Source organism: Chryseobacterium sp. FW101-FHT12H09 (assembly GCF_058790395.1).
On the sequence record NZ_JBYTCP010000005.1, the window covers coordinates 209,444 to 234,231 of the forward strand.

The window sequence follows — 24,788 nt, forward strand, 5'->3', positions numbered from 1 at the left end:
TTTCTTAAAAAATTTGAAATTTTATTCTATTTTGCCGAAATTAGGGCTCGCTTACAAAAATGAATAGCTGATATGGAATCTTATTTTTCTCACTAATTCATCTATTATTGTATTGAGTTTTTATCTGAATGACTTTAGAAACTTCCATAGAATATGTCAAGGGAATCGGTCCCGAAAAGGCTAAACTCATTAAAAATGTGTTGGGAATTTCTATTGTAGAAGATTTATTAAACTTCTATCCTATTCGTTATTTGGATAAAAACAAAGTGTATAAGATTGCCAACCTTCAGGAAAGCAATATCGAAATTCAGCTAAAGGGAAAAATTACAAGTGTTCAGGAAATACAGACAGGTAAAACCAAAAGACTTACTGCAAAATTTAATGATGAAACGGGAATGATGGATCTGGTATGGTTCCAATATTCAAAATGGTTAAAGGAGCAGCTACCAATTAATAAGGAAATCTATATTTTCGGAAAGATCAATTTATTTAACAATCAATTTTCAATGCCACACCCGGAGATTGAAATTGAGGAAAAAAAAGAAAATGACAATCGTCTAAGACCTATTTATCCCAGTTCAGAAAAATTAACAAAACGAGGTCTTAATCAGAAATTCTTTCAAACAATTCTTAGAAATATCTGCAAAGAAATTCCTAATCTTATTCAGGAGAATCTACCTGACTATATGATGCAGTCTTTTAAATTTTTATCAAGGCAACAAACTTTTTTGAATGTTCATTTTCCTCAAAATCTAGAATACTTTGAAAAAGCAAATTACAGATTAAAATTTGAAGAATCCTTTTTCTTTCAGTTGGGTTATGGCTTAAAAAAGATCCATCATAAAAGTCAATCATTTGGAAATCCTTTTCCAATTGTTGGTGATTATTTTACCGGTTTCTACGAAAATCATCTTCCCTTTGAGCTTACTAATGCCCAAAAGAAGGTTTTAAAGGAAATTCGACTGGATATGAAGAAACCTATCCAGATGAATAGACTTTTACAAGGCGATGTTGGATCAGGCAAAACCATGGTTGCCCTGCTGACTATGCTTATTGCAATGGATAATGGATTTCAAAGCTGCATAATGGCTCCGACTGAAATTTTGGCGCAACAACACTACAACGGAATAAAGGAATTACTGGAAAAAACAGATATTAATGTTCGCCTATTAACCGGCTCTACAAAAGCTTCTGAAAGAAAAATAATCCATCAGGAACTTGAAAATGGAGAACTCTCGATTTTAGTAGGAACGCATGCAGTATTGGAGGACAAAGTAAAGTTTAAAAACCTTGGTTTAGCTATTATTGATGAGCAGCATAGATTCGGTGTTGCCCAAAGAGCTAAACTATGGGCAAAAAACAAAATTCCACCCCATATTTTAGTAATGACCGCTACTCCTATCCCAAGAACACTTGCTATGAGCTTTTATTCTGACCTGGATGTGTCTGTGATTGATGAAATGCCTGTGGGTAGAAAACCTATTGTAACCGCACACAGAAGAGAAAAAGATCGAATGTATGTTTATAATTTCTGTAGAGATGAAATTAAAAAGGGCAGGCAGGTCTATTTTGTGTATCCCTTAATTGAAGAATCTGAAACCTTAGACTATAAAAATCTGATGGAAGGTTTGGAACACATCATGGAGGCATTTTCAGAATATAATGTCAGTATGCTTCATGGAAGAATGAAACCTGACGAAAAAGATGCAGCCATGAATTATTTTGCCTCGGGAAAAGCTGAGATTATGGTTGCCACCACCGTTATTGAGGTGGGCGTAAATGTACCTAATGCTTCTGTTATGGTTATAGAAAGTGCTGAAAGATTTGGATTATCACAGCTTCATCAATTACGTGGCCGTGTGGGCCGTGGAGCTGAACAAAGTTATTGTATATTAATGACATCTGATAAACTATCTACTGAAAGCAGAACCCGTATCAGAACAATGACGGAAACGAATGATGGTTTTAAAATATCCGAAGTAGATATGCAGCTACGCGGTCCCGGGGATATCCTGGGAACTCAACAAAGTGGTGTTGTTGATTTTAAAAGACTGGATCTGGTAAAAGATTCAGCAATTATAAAAACAACTAAAAAGGTCGTTGAAAAAATTCTGGAAACAGACCCTCTTTTAGGCAGAATCGATCACCAGATCATAAAAAATTATTATTTAAAGTATTATAAAGGAAAAAATAAATGGAGCAAAATTTCATAAAAAAACCGCAAAAAGAAAAAGATCTTTCCGCGGCCCCCTTATAAAACTGTTATTTAGAAGAAATTACTTTCGTTCAGTAAAAAATTTATTTAGTAGAATGCTTACTATCTTGTGATGTAGTGTGGAGTGAAAATATTTATAGCATTTGTATTTTTGCCAAAGCCACTACTAAATAAATTTAAAAAAAACAAAATGAATTATGTTTCCAACTTACTTATTATAAAAACTAACTGTGTTTGTCGAAAGGATTTTAAAAGAAACGAATATAAATATCCCCCCAACGATCGAGTTTTCATGATTGTACCGTTTTGTTTAAAGATCTTCTTCGCTTTTCCATTGGAAATTAATAATCCATTTTGTTTTACTAACATCGTGATTAATATAATTTACTTTCAAGATTTGAAAAAATAATTATTTACATTAATTGTTTTATATGATTAACTTGTGTTAGCACGTTTCTTGTACAAATTTCATCTATTGTTACTAATAACTATTTATATTATTATATTCAATAGTTATAAAATTTTCACCTTTTAGTGAGTATTATGTAATAAATACAAATCGTCTCTAAACTAAAAACCTAAAAAACTCAATATTCATCATACTTTAAGGATAAGATTATCCTTATTCAGTCCAGATGTATGATACTGCCAATTAAGTGTCACAACTTCGGAAATCACTCTTTTTAAATCTTTATAATTATCCGGTTTCTTGATATAAATATTCGATCCTTTTACAAAAATTCTTTCCACATCTTCTTCTGATAAAGCCTCTGCATATACTCCTGTAATGATATTACTTAATCTAAAATCCATTTTTATTTCTTCCAGACATTCTAAAATACTCTTTTGAGGAATATGATAGCTCATCAATAACATCTCAGGAATAAGAGCTTCAGCATTGTTAAGGTATTTCATTAAATCTTTACCATTCTGAAAAGACTGAACTTTTACTGCTATTTTTAGATCTTTAAGTATATTTTTAAATAAAATAACATTTCCTTCATCGTCATCAACGAGGATCGCATTCAGATACTCTTTAGTCATACAGCATTTTATTAGTAACAATGACACTTTGTTCTTTTCGTCTCTTGCCGATTATTTTATGAAACTGAGAGGGAGTAATACCTGTTGTATTCTTAAACTGTGTACTAAGATGTGCTACACTGGAATAGTTAAGCTTATGAGCAATCTCGGTAAGATTAAGCTTATTATTGATAATCAATTCTTTCGCATACTCTATTTTCTGTAGAATAATGAAATTTTCTATGGAAGTATAAGCTACTTCAGAAAACAGATTTGATAAATAACCATAACTATGGTTCAATTTTTCTGAAATATAAATAGATGCTTTAACGGCAACAATATCTTTAGAAAATACCAATTCTACAATAGCATCTTTTATTTTCTGTACCAATGCTATCTTTTGGCTTTCTATAATTTCGATACCATAATCTTCAAGATTTTTCTTAAAAATAGTATGTTGTTCTTGGGTAAATGCTTCGTAAAATTCGACTTCCCCAAAATTTAATAATCTATATTTTAAGCCTTGTTCCTTAAGTTTTTCATCCAACACTTTTTTACAAAGAGCATTGAAATCAAATTTCACGTACATTTTCATCCTAGTATAAGTGTGTTAATTATTTTGTAAATATAATATTTTATTTCATATAAAAGTGAAATAGGTTAAAAAATTTAAAATAAAATTCACAAACGCAAAAAACTCCTGTATTAATGAATACAGGAATTTAAACACTAAGGATGAAAAAAATATACTGATAAAAGCTATAACAGCTTAAAACCAAGTATATGAATGTATTATTTTGAAGTGATTTGGTTCTACTGCAAATATCAAGCTTATATACAGGTCACCCGTTATAGAATTATAAGATAATGTTACAGAATTATAAGTCTATTATTTGTGAATTATAAACTCCATGAGATAGTCGTCCATCACGAAATTATTTCCAATATCAAAAACCCCTTCATCATATATTTTATACCCTTGGGATTCATAGAATTTTCTTGCTGCATTAAATTTATTCACATTCAAGATAATTCTATTATCTCCATTTTCAAGTGTTTTCCCGGCTAGAAATACTAGTACTTCTTTTCCAAACCCTTTTCCTTTACTTTCAGGAACAAGATAAATTCTGTGAAGCTTTGTGGTTTGATTTTCGTAACCGTGTTCATAGCCAACAAATCCTTCAGGCGAATCATTAACTTCATCTAATATTAGATAATAATGATACTTTGGATTCTTCAGATGATTCGAAATTTCATCGGCTGAATACATTGTACTAAGCATATAATCCATCTGTTCTTCTGAAAGAATTTCTGCATAAGCATTTTCCCATGACCTTCTTGCCAAATCCTGTATAAGAGGAATATCTTTTTCAGTTGCTTTAATTAATTTCATGTCTTTTTTATGATTAAAAAAAGTGAAAAGCCGAAGCCTTTCACCTTATGTTATTTATTACTAATAAGAACAAACATTTTATCGACTCATAAATTGATAATCAGTTTATTCAGCTTTCTTAAATATTGATCATTTCTGCTTTTATCTTGGCATACAATCCTTCAGAAGCTGGAACAAGTGGAAGTCGCAAAAAGTTTTTAATAATTCCTTTTTCAGTTAAAATAACTTTAACTCCACATGGGTTTCCTTCAGCAAAAATTAAGCGCGTAATCTCAACGAGTTTGTTATGAATCTCGTAAGCTTCTTTCACTTTTCCTTCAAAAGCTAACTGCACCATTGTTGAAAATTCTTTTGGATAAGCCTGCCCTATTACAGAGATCACTCCATCTCCTCCTGCCAGTGTAACGGGTAATGCATATTCATCATCTCCTGATACCAGTGAAAAACCTTCCGGTTTCTTTCTTAATATATCAAAATACTGAAGAATATTAGGTGCTGCTTCCTTAATCAAGATTAAATTTGGGCACTCCTTTGCTAAACGAAGTGTTGTCTCAGCTTCAATATTCTGTCCCGTTCTGGAAGGCACATTATAAATGATAATTTTTTTTCCTGTAGATGCCAGCACTTTATAATGCTGATAAAGCCCTTCCTGATTAGGCTTATTATAATATGGTGAAACGGATAAAATTGCCTCAAAAGCAGACACATCTGTTTCTTCAATTTGTTTTTTTACTTCCAGGGTATTATTTCCCCCAATTCCTAAAACTAAAGGAAGGCGTTTATTATTTACCTTAATGATATGATCTATAACCTGTTTCTTCTCTTCTTCAGAAAGTGTTGCAGCCTCAGCTGTAGTTCCCAAAACAACTAAATAATTGGTTCCGTTCTCAATATTGTATTCAACAAGTTTTGTTAAACTATCAAAATCAACGGATAAATCTTCATTAAAGGGTGTTACCAAAGCTACACCTACTCCTTTTAAAATGCTCATCTGTTAGAATTATTTTTTCCAAATTTAATAATTTAGACTAAGAATTTATAATAAATAATAATGTTTTATTATACATATAATTATATTTGCATATACTAAAAGAAATTATGAAAAATAAATTCTTATTATTAGGAATTGCTTTGGTTTCCCTTACCTCTTGTAAAACAACTTCTTTACAAGTTGCAAATGTAGAAACTCAGAAAAATATTTCTATTAATAAAGAGCTAAAGAATGATGAAGCTTTTGTAAAGGTTATTGAACCCTATAAACTGAAACTGGATAAAGAGATGAATCAAAAGATCTCTCATACCAACGTAGATCTTACAAAACAGGGAGATAACAGCAATCTTGGAAATCTTTTAGCTGATTACACTTTCAGTGGAGCAGATGAATGGGCAAAGACTCATCTTAAAAAAAATGTTGATGCTGCATTAATTAACATTGGTGGAATCCGTACTTCGATAGGAAAAGGTGATATTTTACTTAAGAATGTCTACGAAGTAATGCCATTTGAAAATGAAGTGGTTATCGTTAAAATGAAAGGATCTGATCTTGAAGGTCTATTTGAATACTACGCAAAAAAACAGGTCAACAATCCTGTTTCCCATTTATACATAGAAACCGACAACGGAAAACCAGCCAAAACTTTAATTAATGGTAAAGCAGTGAATTCTAATCAGGATTACTATATTGCAACCTCAGATTATTTGGCACTGGGTGGAGATAATATGAGCTTCTTTGCAAAAGGAGAATCAATTCCTACTGGAATAAAAATGAGGGAGTTATTTATTGATTATTTCAAAAGAAACTCAGAGGTTGTACCCAACACAGATATTCGTTTAAATTTTATTGATAAGAACTAATGGATAGAAAAAGTTTTTTAAAAGCAATAGGTGGTGGAACTTTAGCAATGGCTTTAGCTCCCAATATGATGATGGCAGAGGAATTAAAATTGAACAGTCTAACCTCGACAAACAAACTTACTATTCTTCATACCAATGATCAGCACAGCAGAATAGAACCTTTTGATGAAAGTTATACAAAGAACCCTAATCAGGGAGGGTTTGCAAGAAGAGCAAGTTTAATTCAACAGATCAGAAGCCAGGAAAGTAATGTATTGTTATTAGATTCCGGAGATATTTTCCAGGGCACTCCTTATTTTAACTTTTTCGGAGGTGAGCTTGAATTTAAATTAATGTCTATGATGAAATATGATGCATCCACAATGGGTAATCATGATTTTGATAATGGACTTCAAGGTTTTTTAAAGGTCTTGCCTAATGCTCAATTTCCGTTTATATGCTCAAATTATGACTTTAAAAATACTGTTTTAGATGGAAAAACTTTACAGTATAAAATTTTTAATAAAGATGGAATTAAAGTAGGAATCTTTGCCGTGGGAATTCAGCTAGAAGGTCTGGTGGGTAAAAAACAATATCAAGAGACCGTTTATTCTGATCCAATTGATGTTGCCCAGCATTATTCCAATTTTCTAAAAAATGAACAAAAGTGTGATCTTGTGATCTGCTTATCTCATATTGGTTATGATTATCATGATGAACCTAATAAAGTGAGTGATAAAATATTGGCTGCCAATACAGAAAATATTGATATCATTTTAGGAGGCCATACCCATACTTTTCTATCAGAACCTCAAAGTTTTAAAAATAGACAGGGCAAAAATGTTTTGGTTAATCAGGTTGGATGGGCCGGACTTTTATTAGGAAGAATAGATTTTTACTTTGACAACAACAAAAACGTACAACATATTTCTTGGAACAATCAGGTTATAGACAGCAGTATAATAGCATAATATGAAAAAACTCTCCATAATTTCCCTTGGTATTTTAGCATCCGTACAATTCGCAAATGCACAGGTTATTTCTTCAAAGAAATGGTCGGATATATTCTCTTACAATAATGTGATCGCTATGAAAGAAGATCACGGAAAAATAATTGCAGCAGCAGAAAACGGACTTTTTTATTATACCATATCAACAGGTGAAATTACAAAGCTGTCTAAAGCAAATGGTCTACACGAGGTTGGTATATCTGCCTTCGACTATAATCCACAAACTAAAATAGGACTGATAGGTTATCAAAATGGTTCTTTAGATGTTGTAACTCCAGACGGGATTACTTATGTGGTTGATATTCCTATTGCTACCGGATACAACGGAAGTAAAAAGATCAATCATATTTCTATTACTGGAGACAAGGCTGTTGTTTCAGTTGGATATGGACTTTCAATTTTTGATCTGAAGAAAAAAGAATTCAATGATTCTACATTTTTTCTTGTTGGTGGAGTTTATCAAGCGAGTAACGAGGCAACAATTGTTGGCAATAAAGTATACTGTGTAACCACTACCGGATTTAAAAGCCATGAAATGAATACTACCTTTCCGATATATTCTACATGGACTACTGAAATGCCCGGTTCATTTACGCAAATCGATTCAGAATCTGTACTAAGTTTTTCTTCTCCGACAACAGCATATCTCTACGACAACGGCGTAGCTACCCCACTTTCACAAACTTTTGGAAAAGTTAGCGATATCGTAGTAAATCCAAATAATATCATTGTAACCGATCAAGCCAGAATTTATTCATTTAATACTAATGGAAATTTCATGGGCGCTGTAAGTCTTGGTGAAGAATGTAACACAGCAACAACAGTGAACGGCAAAATGTATGGTGGATCCATATTATCAGGGATTAAGGACGAAGCCAGTAACTCATTTAAACCAGATGGTCCATATTTCAATAATGCATACAAGCTTAGTTTATATGGTGAAAATCAACTTTTAATATCAACAGGTTCCAGAGATGCAAGATTTAACGGGCCTGTAATCAATCCTAAAAACCCAGGTTTTTATTATTTTAATGGAATGCAATGGATTTATCCATCTTATTTTATAGGAAAATCCCAAACTTTTAATGTTTTGGATGCTACTTCTAATCCTAGTAATCCTGATGAGGTTTTCTTTACCAATTACGTCTTTGGAGGGCAAGGTATTTACAAGATGAAGTATAATGCTGGTAACAAAGATTTCGATTTTACTAAATATTACGATTTAGCTGCACCTAGTGACTTTGTACGTCGTCCAGTTGGTTTAACATATGATGATCAAAATAACCTCATTGCTACTATTGCATTCATGGATACAGGTTCCATCGCAATAGCTCCCTATGATAAAGCAGCAGATAATTTCATTGTAAAAGATCTCGGTCTTTTAAGTAATGGTGTTCAAAAAGCATTATACTATGAAAATTTATTATGGATTCCCATGCCAAGAACAAATAACTTCTTGGTATATGATTATAAAAAAACACCTACAAATGTATCTGATGACACGCCTTATTTGTTAAGTCAGTCCAATGGACTTCCAACCAATTCTAACGGAAGTATTTCTGTCGCTATTGATAAGGCAGGAGATGCATGGATTGGTTCTGATAGTGGACTAAGAGTGTTCTCAAATGCTGTATCAGCAATTAAAGAACCTAATCCCGCTGTAGAACCAATTATTATTGAGCAAAATAATCTTGGAGAAGAGCTTTTTCGTGATTCTCAAATCTTACAAATAGAAGTAGATGCAGGAGATTACAAATGGATCTCTGTAGACGGCGGTGGCGTTTATTATATGTCTTCAGATGGACAGCGTACCATCAAACACTTTACTAAAGAAAACTCGCCATTACCCACCAATAGTATCACAGACATTAAAGTAGACAGGAAGACAGGAAAGGTATATTTTGTTTCCTATAGCGGAATTGTTACTTATCAGGGCGATGTGGCTGATGTAACTTCCAATTTTGGAGATGTTGTGGTTTATCCAAATCCTGTGGTATATTCTAACTTTAAAGGAAAAGTAACCATTAAAGGTTTAGCTGAGAAAACGAATATCAGAATTGCAGATGTAGCTGGAAATGTTGTTCATTCAGCAGTAGCAAGAGGTGGTTATTACGAGTGGGATCTCAATAATCAACGTGGCACGAGGGTAGCATCAGGAATCTATTTTGTATTAATGACCAATGAAGATGGTTCTGATAAGGCTACTGCTAAAATAGCTGTGGTTAATTAATGAATTCACAAAGAGTATTTTTACTTTCATTTATAAAATATGGTGAGAATGATGCGATTCTGCATTGTTTTACGGAGGAAGATGGTTTTCAGACTTATTTCCTAAAGGGGATATACTCTAAAAGAAATAAGAAAAAGGCACTGTTACAGCCATTGAATCAACTGAATATTTCCATTAGTATGGGAAAAAGCAGCGGTATACGATCCATTTCAAAATTTGAATTGGTAAAAAATAATGATATTTATACAGATATCAAGATCAATACGGTCATCTTTTTTGTCTCAGATTTTTTAAATCAGATTCTAAGAAATGAAGATAAAAACCTGATCTTATTTTTTAGTATTGATGAATTTATAGGTAAGCTATCTTCACTAAACTATCAGTCTCATCTTATTTTTTTAATTAAAATATTAAAAATACATGGGATTACACCTCTGGTAAATGTATATGATTTTCTGGATCCAGAAACGGGAACTTTTTCACTCTCTCAGACTCATCAACTATTTAATCATGAAGTATCCTCACTCTGGAAGTCAATTATTTCTTCTGAGAATCCATATGAAATAAAGATCAATTCTTCCTTCCGGAAGGATTTCCTTGATAGCATATTGGTCTACTATCATTATCATATCAGTGATTTTAAAATACCAACTTCTTTGGAAATCATTCAGCAGATTTTTGAATAACCTGTTAAATTGTGAAATTGAAAGATCAATTTTTAAGATTTTACATCTTCAGGCTTCTCTGTTTCAGATTCTGCGATTTCTTTCTTAGGAAACTTCGGTTGAAGAATTTTTGCTATCAAGCCTGTCCATCCTGTTTGATGGGAAGCTCCTACTCCACGCCCGCTATCTCCATGAAAGTATTCATAAAACAGAATATAATCTTTAAAATCAGGGTCTGTCTGAAACTTTGGATATTGTCCATTAACAGGGCGGTTTCCATTTTCATCTTTTAAAAATATCTTGGAAAGCCTTTTACTCAAGGCATCTGAAATTTGATCCAGATTGGAATAGCTTCCACTTCCTGTTGGATATTCTACCATAAAATCTGGGCTATAATAGAAGAAAAAGCTTTGAAGGCTTTCAATAATTAAATAATTAATAGGAAACCAAATAGGCCCCCTCCAATTGCTATTGCCTCCGAATAGTCCGCTATCACTTTCCGCAGGGGTATATTTTACGGAATAGTCAATTCCATTCAGGCTAACTGCATAAGGATTCTGTTCATATACTTTAGATAATGCACGAACTCCATAATCACTTAAAAATTCATTGGCATCAAGCATTCTGCTAAGTAATCTTTTTAAACGATGTCCACGGAGTAGTGAAAGCAAATGTTTGGAATCATGCCCTTTTACTTCCCAATGAGAAACCAGAGCTGCCAGTTCAGGTTTATTTTTCAATACCCAATACATTCTCTTTTTAAAGTTCGGGAGTTTTTCAATTACCTCATCATCAATTACTTCAACAGCAAACATCGGAATAAGCCCCACTATGGTTCGTAGTTTCAGGTACATATGATTTCCATCCTTAGAGGAAATTGCATCGTAAAAGAATTCATCCTCTTCATCCCAAAGTCCAAAGTTTTCATCTCCCATATTATCGAGCGAGTGGGCTATTGAAAGAAAATGCTCAAAAAACTTCATTGCCATTTCCTCATACACATTATTATACAAGGCCAATTCCAGTGCTATCCTCATCATATTGAGAGCAAACATGGCCATCCAGCTTGTTCCATCGGCCTGTTCTAACTGTTCACCATTAGGAAGCATACTGTTTCTATCAAAAACACCTATATTATCAAGTCCTAAAAATCCGCCTTCAAAAATATTATTTCCATTATTGTCTTTTTTGTTTACCCACCATGTGAAATTCATTAATAGTTTCTGAAAAGCACTTTCCAGAAATTGCAAATCAGGCTTATCATTAAGGTATTCATCGATTTTAAAAACCTTGAAAACAGCCCAGGCATGAACAGGAGGATTCACATCACTGAAATCCCACTCGTAGGCAGGAAGCTGACCATTTGGATGCATATACCACTCAAATAGGAAAAGTTTTAACTGATACTTTGCGAAATCGGGATCAATTAATGAAAAGCTAATGGCATGAAATGCCAGATCCCAAGTAGCATACCATGGATATTCCCATTTATCGGGCATCGAAATAATATGTTCATTATTAAGATGTTTCCAATCATAATTTCTTATTTTTTCTCTGGATTTTGGAGGGTTTACTTCTCCAGGATCTCCTTTTAACCATTTTTCTACATTATAATGGTAGTACATTTTGTTCCAAAGCATTCCTGCAAAAGCTTGTCTTTGCACCATTTTTTCGTCATCAGACTGCATTCCTTTCTGAATTTCATTATAAAATTCATCGGATTCTTTTTTCCTTCCATCAAAAATTTCTTCAAAATCTTTAAATGGTTCGGTTAAGTCTTTATCAGAAATCCTGAATTCAAATATTTTTGTTTCTTTAGCTTTAAAATTTTCATCAATAAAAAAACAAGCCTTTGTTCCAATATCATTGGGATTTATTGCTGATGAATTATTATTAATAATGAAATCATTGATTCCGTCCTTACAATATCGGGAGAGATTAGATGACTGATAAAGCCTTTCATTATTAGTCTCATTATCACAAAATAAGGTCTTCAATGACTGCTTTGCATATACATTTTTGACGTTTAGATCTTTATGATGAACCTTGATAGTTGTTGCTTCGTCAGAGCTCAATTGAGGCTTATAATCATCATATCCCCAATTCCAGGTATTTCTAAACCAAACACCAGGCATGATATTAAGAGAAGTTTCATTTTCTGATTTATTGATAATTGTTAGTTTCACTAAAATATCATTCTGACTTTCTTTAGCGTATTCAATAAAAATATCAAAATACTCATTCCGGTCAAAAATTCCTGTATCAATTAATTCATATTCTGCATCACTCTTACTTCTTTCGGCATTTGTTTTTAGCAAATCTTCATAAGGAAAAGTATTTTGAGGATATTTGTATAACATCTTCATATAAGAATGCGTGGGAGTAGAATCCAGATAATAAAAATATTCTTTTACATCTTCACCATGATTTCCCTGTCCATTACTTAGACCAAAGAAACGCTCCTTCACCATCTTGTCTTTTTTATTCCAGAAGCCTACAGAGAAAATCAGTTTCTGCCAATCATCACAGATTCCACAAATTCCTTCTTCTCCCCAACGATAAGTCTTAGCTTCAGCAGTATCATGATTGGTATAGTTCCATGCATCTCCATTCGCACTATAATCTTCACGAACGAGTCCCCACTCCCTATTGCTTACATAAGGACCCCATTTTTTCCAGGTAACATCTGAAAGCCTCTGTTTTTCTGTCATGTTGATATATTATGAATGATAAGTAATTAGATCTTAATTCTACAGTAATCTATCAGAATTAAAAGATGAGATTCTTCAATTTGTTGCTACATTTTGAATGACAAATTCTATCCTCCAGTAGAAAAACTCTCAAAAGTGGTCATTCCACCATCTACAAAAACGCTTGTTCCTGTAATGTAATCGGCCAAATCACTGGCTAAAAATGCAGCTAAGTTTCCGATATCTTCCGGTTGTCCAATTCTGTTATATGGAATGAGATGAAGAAGATTATTTAAAGCCTCAGGAGTGCTCCATGCATCCTTATTAATAGGGGTTTGAATTGCTCCGGGACAAATAGAATTAACCCGTATCTTATCAGCTCCATGCTCCTGAGCTAATGTCTGCATCAGCATTCTTATCGCACCTTTACTGGATGCATAATTAGCGTGACCAGCCCATGGGATAATTTCATGAACAGAACTGATATGAATAATTTTCCCACAAGCTTTGGAACGGGAAAGATCGATACCACGGCGTAGAAATTCTTTTATAGCTTCTCTAGCACAAAGAAATTGCCCGGTTAGATTGACACCAATTACAGCATTCCACTGATCGATGGTCATTTCTGTAAATTTAGAATCTTTTTGAATCCCTGCGTTGTTCACCAGAATATCTACAGTTCCGAATTGCGAGACTACTTCCTGAAACATTTTTACAACCTGATCTTCTTTTGAAACATCACATTGATAGGTTATCCCTTTTCCACCGGCATCAGTAATATCCTTTAAAACTGCTTTAGCCTCATCAGTAGATCTTTCTGAAGAATGATTAACAATAACCGTAGCTCCTGCCAAAGCAAGAGATTTAGCAATTCCGGTACCTATTCCGCTTGATGCACCAGTAACAACTACTACCTGATTACGAAGTGATATTTCCATATTTATTATTTGATGTTACTCAAAGTTAAGGGAAAGATCACGCTGAGAATAAGATTTTACTTTAAAATTTTCTTAAAGTTTTTTATACATGAGAAGTTGTGGCCCACTTCTGCCTATTCTGGTTTTACCATCGTATCGGTATCCTACTTTTAAATAAAGCTCATAGGCTGAGGTATTATTTTGATTCACTGCTAAAACAATTTCATCGCAATTCTTGAAATTTCTTCTGATAAAATCATCCACATGAATCATCGCTGCTTTACCAATTCCCTTTCCCTGAAAGTCGGGGTTTATAGACAGTGATCTCAGTAAAACCGAGTTTGGATTATCAGTAAGATCAAATTTATCATCACCAAAGTCCAGGGCGAAATAACCTGCAGGTTTATCGTCATCAAAAATGGTGATAGAAAAACCTTTCCCATCATTACGCTCTTTGATCCTTTCTATAGCGAATTCTGCGGTTGATGTATACTGTGATTGGATTTCATCCAGAATATAATTAACTTCAGAAAAGTCTTCTGGTTTGTAAAAGTGTAGGTTAACCATTTTTTAATGATGATAAATATCGTTATACATTACTCCTGCACGAATTTCTACAGGAAGCTTATTTTCTTCGGGAACGATCGGACAATTGTAATCATAGGCATTGTAAGCACAATAAGGCTGATATGATTGATTAAAGTCCAGAATAATAGTATTTCCTTTCGGAATTTTCAGATCCATATATTTCCCACCACCATAGGTTTCCTTTTCATTGGTTGCATCACGAAAAGGAAGGAAAAGATAATCTTTGTATTTTTCCTGCTTTAATAAGTCTAGGCTTTGATACAATGTCAGGGTATAAGGCTTTCCGTCCAATTGAAAACTAGCCTTTCCATATTCTTTGTATTGTTTTGTTTTCCCCGATGAAGTGGGAATTTCAAAAGGTTCAGAATTTTCTGTTTTAACGAAATTTGCAGTTACTCTGTATTTTAAATCAAATGGAAAGAAAGGATGTTCTTTGAAGTTGGTAAAATTATCACCGCGTAAAGGAGTTTCTTTAGAATTTAAGTATTCTTCATTAAGCTCTTTCTGAAATTTCTTTACTTCTTTCTCTTCTTTTGAAATCGTCTTTTGAGAAAAGACTAATAATGGAAATAGAAAGAGTATTAAAATATATTTTTTCATGAATATCAAAATTAAAAGAATAAAACTATGAATTTTTTAGAGGATGAACAGTATAAGTGCGGTAAAAATTGGGCAATATTTTAAATATAATTTATGACTTTTTTTGTTTTTCTAGCATGCTTTTTGAGAAATAAGGATCATGGATAGAAAGAAATTCATTACCACCAGTGCCTTAGGAATATCGAGTCTTTACTTCCTGAGTACTCATCTTCTTTTTGCATCACAGCCGAAAATTAAGAAACAAAGGAAAACATTAGAATCTCCTATCATTATTATTGGTTCCGGATATGGCGGAGCTGTCGCTGCTTTACGTCTTTGTGAAGCAGGAAAAAAAGTACTGATGCTGGAGATGGGTCTTAATTGGGAAAAATCGGGACTACCATTCTCCAATTTATTAAAGCCTGGAAAAAGTGCAGCCTGGCTAAAAAAGAAAACGATAGCTCCTTTTATGAACCTCTTTTCTTTAACTCCTTTTACAGGAGCTTTGGACCGATTGGATTTTGAACACATCAACATCTGGGTAGGAAGAGGTGTGGGTGGTGGATCCATCGTTAATGGCGGAATGGCAGTAACACCTAAGGAAAGCTATTTTAAAGAGGTTTTTCCTCAATTAGATGCTGAAAAATTTTATCAGTTTTATTTCCCTTTGGCCCGAAAAGAATTAAAGGTAAACGTTATTGATGAACAGTTTTTAAATGACTGTCCTTATTATAAATTTACAAGAGTAGGTGAAGAAGAAGCTCATAAAGCCGGCTTCAAGACCATCAGAGTTCCGAATGTATATGATTTCAAATACATGGAAAAGGAATTTAAAAATGAAGTTCCACGATCTGCTCTTAACACTGAAGTTATTTACGGAAATAATTATGGTAAGAACAGTCTTGATAAAACCTATCTCAAAAAGGCACTAGACACTGGAAATCTTGAAATCCTAGATTTACATTGTGTTGACTCTATTGAACTAAATGAAGACAAAAGCTATACGCTGCAGGCTCGTCACATCAATACTTCGGGAGATCTTGTGGCAGAAAAAGTCTTTCATTGTAAAAAACTGATATTATCAGCTGGAACCATAGGAACATTAGAGCTTTTAATGAAATCGAATTTCAGGAATCAGTTTCCTCTTGGAAAAAATGTCGGTGAGAATTGGGGCAATAACGGAAACTTTATGACGGGCAGAAACTGGGTGAGACCTTTATCCGGAGGTACCGGAGTTCAACAATCCACAATTCCAGTAGGCGGAGTTGATAATTGGGATGATAGGGAACATCCTTTCTTCACAGAGATTGCCCCACTACCGATGGGAATGGACGTAGCCACTGCGTTGTATTTATTAATCAATCGCGTTGATAAAAAAGGAAAGGTTTCTTATGATCCTATTGCTAAAAAACTTGCTATTGACTGGAATGAAAGTCATACTGAAAAAATGAGAGCCAATGCTGATTATTTTATCAAAAAAATGAATAAAGCAAATGGTGGGACAAGAAGTCATTTTCTTTTTAAAAATGGTTTTGGACCTAATATATGCTACCATCCATTAGGAGGTTGTGTATTAGGCGAAGCAACGAACTCCTATGGAAAATTAAATGATCATGAAAACCTTTTCGTTCTGGATGGTTCTTTAATTCCCGGAACAATCGGAGTAAATCCTTTTGTTACTATTGTGGCTATTACCGAGTATTGTATCGAAAATTTAATCCAACAAAACGAATTTGCTTAGCCTTGTAACCTAATTTCAATCAGGTATTTTCTTACTTTATTTTCAAGCTCTTCAGGATAAACTGTATTGATCTTTGTTGCAATATCAATCCCTATTTCATGAAAGAGATCTGCATACGCAAATATTGCATTCCAGTTTTCCTCGATATTATTTCCTGAAAAAGTTGCTTCAACTTTCTTCCAGAGTTCAGGAGACAAATATCGCTTGAAAAGTCTTCCATGTTTATTGGTAGTCATATTATTCCATCCCTGTTCACTGGCAATATACCATTCCAATAGAGGAACGAAATAGTCTGTTCTTATGACATCCTCGCTCATGAATTTGGCATAGAAGATCTCATCACGCTTTAAACATTTTGCAACATAAGTTGTATCCCACCAGAAATCATTGATCAGCTGCTGAAACCTTTCGGGTGTAGGTTTCTGAATCATGATCGATTGATATGTTGGAGCTTTTAAATCTTTTGTAAGCTGATCCTTATCTACCAATACTTTATATCCCACATCCCAATCTTCAGGAAGTATTTCTTCCTGTACTTCTTTTATAAATTCAGATTTTTGATACAGCTTAAAATCAACTTTTACGTGGTCTTCATACAAAACCATTTTCATCGCATGCCTACCTTCAAAAAAAGTCTCATCTTCCTCCACCATAGAAATAGGCACTCCAAAAAGTTCAACCCATTTTTTATCGGATTCATAAGATGCCATATTTTCAAAAACTAGCTCTACATCCAGATCACTGAAATCATCAACAGGAGCGTAGGGATTCACCAATGAACTGGTTAATAAAACGACCCGGATATCCTTATTCTGTTCAGCCCAGGCTATGATCTGCTGTAGCTTCTCTTCCCTTGTTTTCATTAATAAGATTCTGAAATTTTCACCCGATATACATCCATAGAATTTCTCTTAATAGATTCCACAAAGAATCCTCCTTCTTCAGGAATAACTTCTTTAAGGTCAAAACTTTTACAGCCTTTAGGTAAACCAGAAAATATCAAAGTAAACCAAAAATCCCGCATAAAAGGAACCGGGGTCCAATCCGGAAATATAGAAATATTTTCAGCATGGATCAATTTGCTCTGATGTTCTGAACTATTATCCAGAAGATACGTTGTATTCCAAATCCTGATCAGATTACCTAAAAAAGGTGATGCCGGAAAACAACAATGCACAATGACCTGTTTCTCCTCCTCTATCTTCGTTTTAAGAGATTCCAGAAGTTCTTTAGCAATAATAGGTTTTACAATGATTTCTTCCACAGCTTTTATAGTAATTGGTAATCAGTAATGAATAGTCTGATACAAATTTATTTAAATTTAAGTTGATATGGATATTTTGAATGGATTATGATTGTGTTAAGAATTTTATTTAATGGAAAACAAAAAGCCAGCTTATATAAGTTGGCTTTTTAAATGATTATCAACTCAAAGTGATAAGCAGCGCGCACCTAAGAATTCTAAAGACAAAGACAAGATTTTTATCATCAATATCTTTTATCTAAACTAATACTCCAGCTCCAGCTTCTCCTTCGTATAATTTCTCACTTTCTCTGTAAGTTCTGGATTGCCTGCCAGCTTTTGTCCATAGGAAGGAATCATCTCCAACAATTTATCTTTCCATTCTCCATGAAGTTTTTCTCCAAAACATTTTTCAAGAACGCTGAGCATTGCATATGCTGCTGTGGAGGCTCCCGGTGAGGCGCCTAATAGAGAGGCAATCGTTCCACTTTCATTCACTACCACTTCGGTTCCGAATTCCAATTTCCCACCTTCTTTTTCATCTTTTTTAATCACCTGAACTCTTTGTCCTGCTATTTTTAATTCCCAATCTGCTTCATTTGCATCTTTTACAAATTCTCTTAAATGCTGCATCCTCTGAGCTTTGGTCATGGCAACCTGCTGAATAAGATATTTAGTTAAAGGAATATTATGCCACCATGCTCCGAATAGAGATCTGATATTTTTAGTATTGACGCTTTCAGGAAGGTCAAGATAACTGCCCTCTTTTAAAAACTTAGTTGAGAAACCTGCAAAAGGTCCGAAAAGAAGTGCCTTCTTTCCATCAATGATTCTTAGATCCAGGTGTGGAACAGACATCGGTGGTGCATCTACAGTAGCTTGGGTATATACTTTAGCCTGATGTTTTTCTACCAACTCCGGATTATGAGTGACCAACCATTCTCCTGAAACTGGAAAACCTCCATAACCTGCGCTTTCTTTAATATCCGAACTATCCAGTAATGGAAGTGCGTAGCCACCTGCTCCGATAAAAACAAAATCTGCTACCACTTCCTGTTTATGACTGTGGATCCTGTCTTTCACTTTCATTTCCCATTCTCCATTTTCTCTAGGATCGATATCTTTTACTTCATGGTATAAGAATACCTCAACATTAGAATCTTCCAATAAATGTCTTCCCATTTTTCTGGTAAGGCTTCCAAAATTCACATCGGTTCCTAAATCCATTTTTGTTGCTGCCATTACTTCAGAAGCATTCCTTTTGCTCATTACCAAAGGAATCCATTCTTTCAGTTTTTCATGATCTGTCGAAAACTTCATTTCGGAAAATAAAACAGAACCGATCATTGCATCGTGACGTTTTCTCAGGTATTCAGCGTCTTTATCACCAAATACCAAGCTCATGTGTGGGCAGGAATTGATAAAATCTTTAGGTTCCTGGATGTAGCCTTTCTGAAGCAGGTATGACCAAAACTGTTTTGAGATCTCAAACTGTTCCGCGATACTTTCCGCTTTCGAGATATCAATGGTCCCGTCTTCTTTTTCTGGGGTATAATTCAATTCGCAAAAAGCTGAATGTCCGGTTCCTGCATTATTCCAGGCTGCGGTACTTTCCTTGGCAAACCTGCCTAACCTTTCGAAAATTGCGATCTCAAGATTGGGATCAAATTCGTGGAGTAATGTAGCTAAAGTGGCACTCATGATACCACCACCTATGAGTACAACATCATATTTTGGTTTCGGTGTTCTGCTTGTAAGCAAATGTGACATAACATTAAATTTAATACTAATTTCGGGAAAAGTTTTAACAACAGGAACGTGTTTAACGATTTTAACATGTTAATTTTTAGATTGAAAAAAGTTTCAGATTTGACAAGAAAATGCAATCGAAAGTATCAATCTAAATCAATTAGCTTTAACCATTAAAGTGATATTTCATATGTAGATGTAAATCATTTTATAATCCCCAGAGTTGTAGCCAATTCTCTTGCTGCAGCACTTCCAGCTCTGTTTGCTCCAATAGTGGATGCAGAGGGTCCATAGCCTACCAAATGAATCCTCGGTTCTTTTGCAACTTCGGTTGCCAATCTTCCAGACATGATGACACCACCGCCCTCTTCCTTAGGTAAAATAGCATCCAAATGTGACAGTGACGATCGGAAACCCGTATTCCAAAGAATAACATCAGCTTTTTCTTGCCTTCCATCTTCCCATTTAACGCCTTCTTCAGTGATTTCACTAAACATTGGAAATCGTTTAAGAACACCTCTTTTTTCCATATCTTTAATTTCATCAGTAACAGGCAATCCTGTTACCGAAACAACCGACATTGGTAATAATCCATTTCTCACTCGTTTGTCAACCATCGCAACCGCCAAACTCCCTGCCATATCATCAAACGGTCCTTCCCGGAATTCCGGAGGTCTTCGTGTAACCCAAGTAGTAGTGGTTATTCTTGAAATCTGATCAAGCAATTGAATCGCAGAAATACCGCCACCAACAATGATTACATGTTTTCCTTTGAAATATTCGGCATTTTTAAAGTTTCGGGTATGCAGTTGTTCACCCTTAAAAAGCTCAGCACCCGGATATTCCGGAATATAAGGATTTTCCCAAGTTCCTGTAGCATTGATGATACCTAATGCAGAAAATGCAACAGACGATGTATCAATGTAGAACCTTTCTCCATTCAAGCTCACTTTCTCAACTTTCACCGGTCGATAGACCTGTATTCCGAATTTTTTCTCGTACAAATCATAATAATGTGGTACGGCAATATTGGCTCGGACTTCAGTTTCATCTCCCTGAATAGTTTCTTCGAAAGACATTCCCGGCAAATCATGAATGCGATTTACTGTACTCAAGGTCAATGAATCCCATCGGGATTGCCAGGCACCACCGGCAAAAGGAGCAGCATCTAAAATAATAAAATCCTGACCGATTTCCAATCCCATTTTTTTGAGATGATATGCGGTAGAAAGTCCGGCTTGCCCAGCTCCAATAATTGCAATTTTTGTTTTATACCAAATTTTTCCTGCCATTTTCCCTTTTTTAACGCCAGCCCAGTTCAGGAGCAACATATTTCAAAATGGATTCAAGTACATGTACATTGTAATCAACACCCAATGTATTGGGAATTGTCAACAACAAAGTATCTGCCTCCTGAATAGCTTCATCCTGTGCCAATTCTTGAATTAGCTGTTCTGGTTCAGCAGCATAACTTCTTCCGAAAATAGCACGTTGACTTCCTTCTAAAACACCTATTTTATCAGTTCTATCTGCTTCCTGTCCAAAATAGTATCTGTCCTGATCATTGACTATGGCGAAAATGGATCGGCTCACAGAAACTCTTGGTTCCCTTGTATGTCCAGCTTTTTTATAAGCTTCTTTATATAAACGAATCTGTTCGGCTTGCTGAATATGAAAAGGTTTTCCACTTTCATCAAATTTTAAGGTGGAACTTTGCAAATTCATACCAACTTCCCCTGCCCAGACTGCAGTAGCATCTGAAGCAGACCCCCACCAAATACGGTCACGTAATCCTTCAGAATGGGGTTCTATCCGCAATAATCCGGGTGGATTAGGAAACATCGGATTAGGGTTGGGCCGCGCGAAACCTTCTCCTTTTAACAAATCGAAAAACTCCAAACCCTTAAGACGTCCCATATCTGTATCAGTTTGACCTTCTTCCAAATCATATCCGAAATATCGCCAACCATCAATAACCTGCTCAGGTGAACCTCTACTAATTCCTAATTGTAACCGACCTTCGGAAATCAAATCTGCAGCGCCAGCATTTTCTACCATATAAAACGGGTTTTCATAACGCATATCAATGACGCCTGTTCCGATTTCAATTTTTTTAGTTTTAGCACCAATAGCCGCCAACAAAGGAAACGGCGAAGCTAACTGATTAGCGAAATGATGCACCCGAAAGTACGCGCCGTCAATTCCTATTTCTTCTGCAGCCACCGCCAAATCTATGGATTGTAACAGAGTATCACCTGCTGTTTTGTTGTCATATGAAGGATGGTTTCCCCAATGTCCAAACGATAAAAATCCTATCTTTTTCATTTACCTAATTTACGAAATGTAATCTCTTGGAATATTATCATATGGTAAGTTCGAAGTGAAGCTACTTGTTGCTCATTGCAAATAAGTATCAAATATAAAGCAGACAATGTTTTCATGTGATGAAGACAGAAATTGTTTGAATGTCTGAACTAAAGATCAACAAAGTTGTATTTTAACTAAATATCCAACAAAAAACATCAGCAAATTTGCTGATGTTTTTTGTTGGTTTATAACTTTCAAGTTGTTTTAGTTCAATTTTGCAGTCAGCTTTTTAAATTGCTTTTCAGCATTTTTCCCTTCATACAAAATCCCATAGATTGTGTCTACGATTGGCAGCTTAAGCTTTTTTTGTTTTGCTGTTTTATAAATAGAATCAGCTGCGTAATATCCTTCTGCAACCATATTCATTGATTGAATCGCAGATTTTACGGTATATCCTTTTCCGATCAGGTTTCCTAAACTTCTGTTTCTTGAGAATAATGAATATGCTGTTACCAGTAAATCACCTAAGTAAGCACTTTCATTTACATCTCTAGGTGCTTCATAGATGGCTTCCAGGAATATTTCCATTTCACGGATCGCATTTGATACAAACACAGCAGTAAAATTATCTCCATAACCCAATCCACTTGCAATACCAGCTCCGATGGCAAAAATATTTTTAAGGATCGCACTGTATTCATTTCCTAAGATATCTTTGCTGGAATGCATTTTAATAAAATCTGAATTGAAAATGCCCAAGAGCTTTTCAGATACCTCCTCTTCTACTGTGGCAACTGTAAGATAAGAAAGTCTTTCCATTGCCACTTCCTCAGCATGACAGGGTCCCGCAATAACTGCCTGATTTCTAAAACCGATCTGAAACTCATCTCTCAGATAATGTGCTACCACATCATTCACTTTAGGAATGATCCCTTTAATCGCAGAAACGAAAATTTTATCTTTATACTCACAGGTCATTTTTTCCAGTGTATCTGAAAGATAAATGGAAGGTGTTGCTAATACGACAACGTCGCATGCAGAAACCAATTCATTGATATCTGTGGTCAGTTTTAAATTTTTAAGATTGAAATTAACTGCCGTTAAATAGGTAGGATTATGTCCACGAAGCTCAATAGCTCCTTTTACAAACTCACTTCGTACACACCAATGTACTATTTTACAGTTTTCAACAAGCATTTTTACGATCGCAGTTGCAAAACTTCCACTCCCAACAACCCCTACCGAGACCTCATTATTATTCTTTTTCGGATTTGAAGATTCTGAAATTGTTTTCTTTTTCGCCATAATTGAAATGTGAACTGCAAATATATTAAAACAAAAAATTAGGATCTCTTTCGCAGGCATGATAAAACCCAATTTTCTGAAAAAATTAACACTTTCATACAATTAAATAGGTAAATCGCCGTTAAATATTGAAATAAGTAAATTTTAATTAAAAATAATTCACAAAACCAATTTTTAATTAAATTTGCACTCTTAATACCGTTTTAATACTAAGTGAAAGAAATATGAAGAAATTTCTAAACAGTAAAAAGAACGTAAATATCCTCTTAGGTGGACTTTTACTAGTAGTTTTTGCTCAAGGCATTTTTATAGCTAAACTATCTTCCGAAAGGGATGATAAAAAATATGAAGTGAACCTTGTAAAAATAAACACTGAAAAAGATAGTGTAGATTACTTAAAAATGAAAACTGATCTCACTTTAGTAGATCAAACCGTTGCACAGCTTAATTCATTTCTAAAATCAAAGGATGTTCCAAGTGAAAAGCTGATGTTCTTAAGTAAAGACAGTATTTCAAATTCTGTCTATCTGGCTAAACAAGCCAACCGATACAGCCAATATTTAATGGATTTACAAAAAAAACTAATGCAGGTTCCGTTAGGAATGCCTACAGATGGTTATATTTCATCCAATTTTGGAATCAGAAAAAATCCTATCCCTTTTAAAACCGTATATGCATCGGTAAAAACAAGCATGGCATCCAATTCTAAACCAACTGTTGCCGCTGCACCAAAACCGGAAGTAAAGGCAGAACCTGTTGAAAAAATCATTGAACTTACAGACAGCTACGGAAATAAAAGAGAAGTAAAAGTAATGGTTACTCCAAAAACAACCAGTAGTGCTCCTGCTCCTTCAGCAACCAGTTCTACAAAATCTGTTGCAACAACCTCTTCCTCCTCCTCATCTAAAACAGCTCCTATGGAAAGAAATAACCCACCAGCTGAAGCTGACCAGATGCAGTTTCATAAAGGACTCGATATTGCCGTTGCATATGGATCTGATGTTAGGGCTTCCGCTGCTGGAACAATTATTTTTTCAGGACAAAAAGGAGGTTATGGAAACTGCGTGATCGTTTCTCATGGAAATGGTTTAGCAACCTTATATGGACATTTATCCGAATTGATCGCTAAAGTAAATGATAAGGTAAAAGTGGGTCAGGTGATTGCCAAATCCGGAAACTCTGGACGTTCTACAGGGCCTCACCTTCATTATGAAGTACACAAAAACAATACGCCGGTAAATCCGAAATTGTTTATGAATTTATAAAAAAATAACGGCTGTCATCTGACAGCCGTTATTTT

The 24,788-nt window shown here is 34.6% G+C and carries 21 protein-coding genes; 7 read left to right on the plus strand and 14 right to left on the minus strand.

Going from position 1 to position 24,788, the window contains the following annotated elements:
- The first annotated feature begins 128 nt into the window (after window positions 1-128).
- A complete protein-coding gene (gene recG, locus AC3WRL_RS19915) occupies window positions 129-2,213 on the plus strand; it encodes an ATP-dependent DNA helicase RecG (RefSeq protein ID WP_492331100.1) in 2,085 nt (694 codons plus the stop codon).
- A 599-nt stretch (window positions 2,214-2,812) separates the two neighbouring features.
- Here recG and AC3WRL_RS19920 read toward each other — a convergent pair.
- From AC3WRL_RS19920 to dapA, 4 genes are all read right to left on the minus strand, one after another.
- Window positions 2,813-3,259: a response regulator gene (locus AC3WRL_RS19920; RefSeq protein ID WP_492331101.1), complete on the minus strand. Its 447-nt coding sequence runs from the start codon at window positions 3,257-3,259 to the stop codon at window positions 2,813-2,815.
- Window positions 3,252-3,833, minus strand: a complete 582-nt coding sequence (locus AC3WRL_RS19925) for a helix-turn-helix domain-containing protein (RefSeq protein ID WP_214828731.1) — start codon at window positions 3,831-3,833, stop codon at window positions 3,252-3,254. The genes AC3WRL_RS19920 and AC3WRL_RS19925 overlap by 8 nt, the downstream gene beginning before the upstream one ends.
- Window positions 3,834-4,127: 294 nt before the next feature.
- Entirely contained in the window at window positions 4,128-4,631 is a 504-nt protein-coding gene (locus AC3WRL_RS19930; RefSeq protein ID WP_492331102.1) for a GNAT family N-acetyltransferase, read from the minus strand.
- Between the two features lie 118 nt (window positions 4,632-4,749).
- Entirely contained in the window at window positions 4,750-5,622 is an 873-nt protein-coding gene (gene dapA, locus AC3WRL_RS19935) for a 4-hydroxy-tetrahydrodipicolinate synthase (protein WP_492331103.1), read from the minus strand.
- Between the two features lie 107 nt (window positions 5,623-5,729).
- Between dapA and AC3WRL_RS19940 the strand changes: the two genes are divergently transcribed.
- The 4 genes from AC3WRL_RS19940 to recO are packed head-to-tail and all read left to right on the plus strand — an operon-like array spanning window position 5,730 to window position 10,390.
- Window positions 5,730-6,485 (plus strand): 5'-nucleotidase C-terminal domain-containing protein, encoded by a 756-nt coding sequence (locus tag AC3WRL_RS19940; protein ID WP_492331104.1) that lies wholly within the window; start codon window positions 5,730-5,732, stop codon window positions 6,483-6,485.
- Window positions 6,485-7,435, plus strand: coding sequence for a bifunctional metallophosphatase/5'-nucleotidase (locus AC3WRL_RS19945; protein WP_214828719.1), 951 nt, complete (start codon window positions 6,485-6,487; stop codon window positions 7,433-7,435). Before AC3WRL_RS19940 ends, AC3WRL_RS19945 begins: the two co-directional genes overlap by 1 nt.
- 1 nt (window position 7,436) lies before the next feature.
- Complete coding sequence (porZ, locus tag AC3WRL_RS19950; protein WP_492331105.1) at window positions 7,437-9,704, plus strand: type IX secretion system anionic LPS delivery protein PorZ; 2,268 nt, start codon at window positions 7,437-7,439, stop codon at window positions 9,702-9,704.
- Complete coding sequence (gene recO, locus AC3WRL_RS19955) at window positions 9,704-10,390, plus strand: DNA repair protein RecO (RefSeq protein WP_492331106.1); 687 nt, start codon at window positions 9,704-9,706, stop codon at window positions 10,388-10,390. The genes porZ and recO overlap by 1 nt, the downstream gene beginning before the upstream one ends.
- Before the next feature lie 32 nt (window positions 10,391-10,422).
- Here recO and AC3WRL_RS19960 read toward each other — a convergent pair whose 3' ends face one another.
- The 4 genes from AC3WRL_RS19960 to AC3WRL_RS19975 form a co-directional block, all read right to left on the minus strand.
- A complete protein-coding gene (locus AC3WRL_RS19960; RefSeq protein WP_492331107.1) occupies window positions 10,423-13,080 on the minus strand; it encodes an MGH1-like glycoside hydrolase domain-containing protein in 2,658 nt (885 codons plus the stop codon).
- A 107-nt stretch (window positions 13,081-13,187) separates the two neighbouring features.
- A complete protein-coding gene (locus AC3WRL_RS19965) occupies window positions 13,188-13,997 on the minus strand; it encodes a glucose 1-dehydrogenase (protein WP_261509735.1) in 810 nt (269 codons plus the stop codon).
- Between the two features lie 72 nt (window positions 13,998-14,069).
- A complete protein-coding gene (locus tag AC3WRL_RS19970; protein ID WP_261509736.1) occupies window positions 14,070-14,543 on the minus strand; it encodes a GNAT family N-acetyltransferase in 474 nt (157 codons plus the stop codon).
- A 3-nt stretch (window positions 14,544-14,546) separates the two neighbouring features.
- Window positions 14,547-15,164 carry a DUF1684 domain-containing protein gene (locus AC3WRL_RS19975; protein WP_214828699.1) on the minus strand — a complete coding sequence of 206 codons (618 nt, stop codon included), beginning with the start codon at window positions 15,162-15,164 and terminating at the stop codon, window positions 14,547-14,549.
- Between the two features lie 139 nt (window positions 15,165-15,303).
- Between AC3WRL_RS19975 and AC3WRL_RS19980 the strand changes: the two genes are divergently transcribed.
- Entirely contained in the window at window positions 15,304-16,884 is a 1,581-nt protein-coding gene (locus AC3WRL_RS19980; RefSeq protein ID WP_261509738.1) for a GMC family oxidoreductase N-terminal domain-containing protein, read from the plus strand.
- Here AC3WRL_RS19980 and AC3WRL_RS19985 read toward each other — a convergent pair.
- The 6 genes from AC3WRL_RS19985 to AC3WRL_RS20010 form a co-directional block, all read right to left on the minus strand.
- On the minus strand, window positions 16,881-17,747 hold the full coding sequence (locus tag AC3WRL_RS19985) for an AadS family aminoglycoside 6-adenylyltransferase (protein WP_261509739.1): 867 nt from the start codon (window positions 17,745-17,747) through the stop codon (window positions 16,881-16,883). The genes AC3WRL_RS19980 and AC3WRL_RS19985 overlap by 4 nt on opposite strands.
- Entirely contained in the window at window positions 17,747-18,148 is a 402-nt protein-coding gene (locus AC3WRL_RS19990; RefSeq protein ID WP_214828691.1) for a hypothetical protein, read from the minus strand. The genes AC3WRL_RS19985 and AC3WRL_RS19990 overlap by 1 nt, the downstream gene beginning before the upstream one ends.
- Before the next feature lie 243 nt (window positions 18,149-18,391).
- Window positions 18,392-19,897 (minus strand): malate dehydrogenase (quinone), encoded by a 1,506-nt coding sequence (mqo, locus tag AC3WRL_RS19995; RefSeq protein WP_492331108.1) that lies wholly within the window; start codon window positions 19,895-19,897, stop codon window positions 18,392-18,394.
- 182 nt (window positions 19,898-20,079) lie between these two features.
- Complete coding sequence (locus tag AC3WRL_RS20000) at window positions 20,080-21,168, minus strand: NAD(P)-binding domain-containing protein (RefSeq protein ID WP_492331109.1); 1,089 nt, start codon at window positions 21,166-21,168, stop codon at window positions 20,080-20,082.
- Between the two features lie 10 nt (window positions 21,169-21,178).
- Window positions 21,179-22,201 (minus strand): LLM class flavin-dependent oxidoreductase, encoded by a 1,023-nt coding sequence (locus tag AC3WRL_RS20005; RefSeq protein ID WP_214828682.1) that lies wholly within the window; start codon window positions 22,199-22,201, stop codon window positions 21,179-21,181.
- A 246-nt stretch (window positions 22,202-22,447) separates the two neighbouring features.
- Window positions 22,448-23,488, minus strand: a complete 1,041-nt coding sequence (locus tag AC3WRL_RS20010) for an NAD(P)H-dependent glycerol-3-phosphate dehydrogenase (protein WP_214828679.1) — start codon at window positions 23,486-23,488, stop codon at window positions 22,448-22,450.
- Window positions 23,489-23,712: 224 nt separating this feature from the next.
- Between AC3WRL_RS20010 and AC3WRL_RS20015 the strand changes: the two genes are divergently transcribed.
- Window positions 23,713-24,753: a M23 family metallopeptidase gene (locus tag AC3WRL_RS20015; RefSeq protein WP_261509746.1), complete on the plus strand. Its 1,041-nt coding sequence runs from the start codon at window positions 23,713-23,715 to the stop codon at window positions 24,751-24,753.
- The last annotated feature ends 35 nt before the right edge of the window (window positions 24,754-24,788 follow it).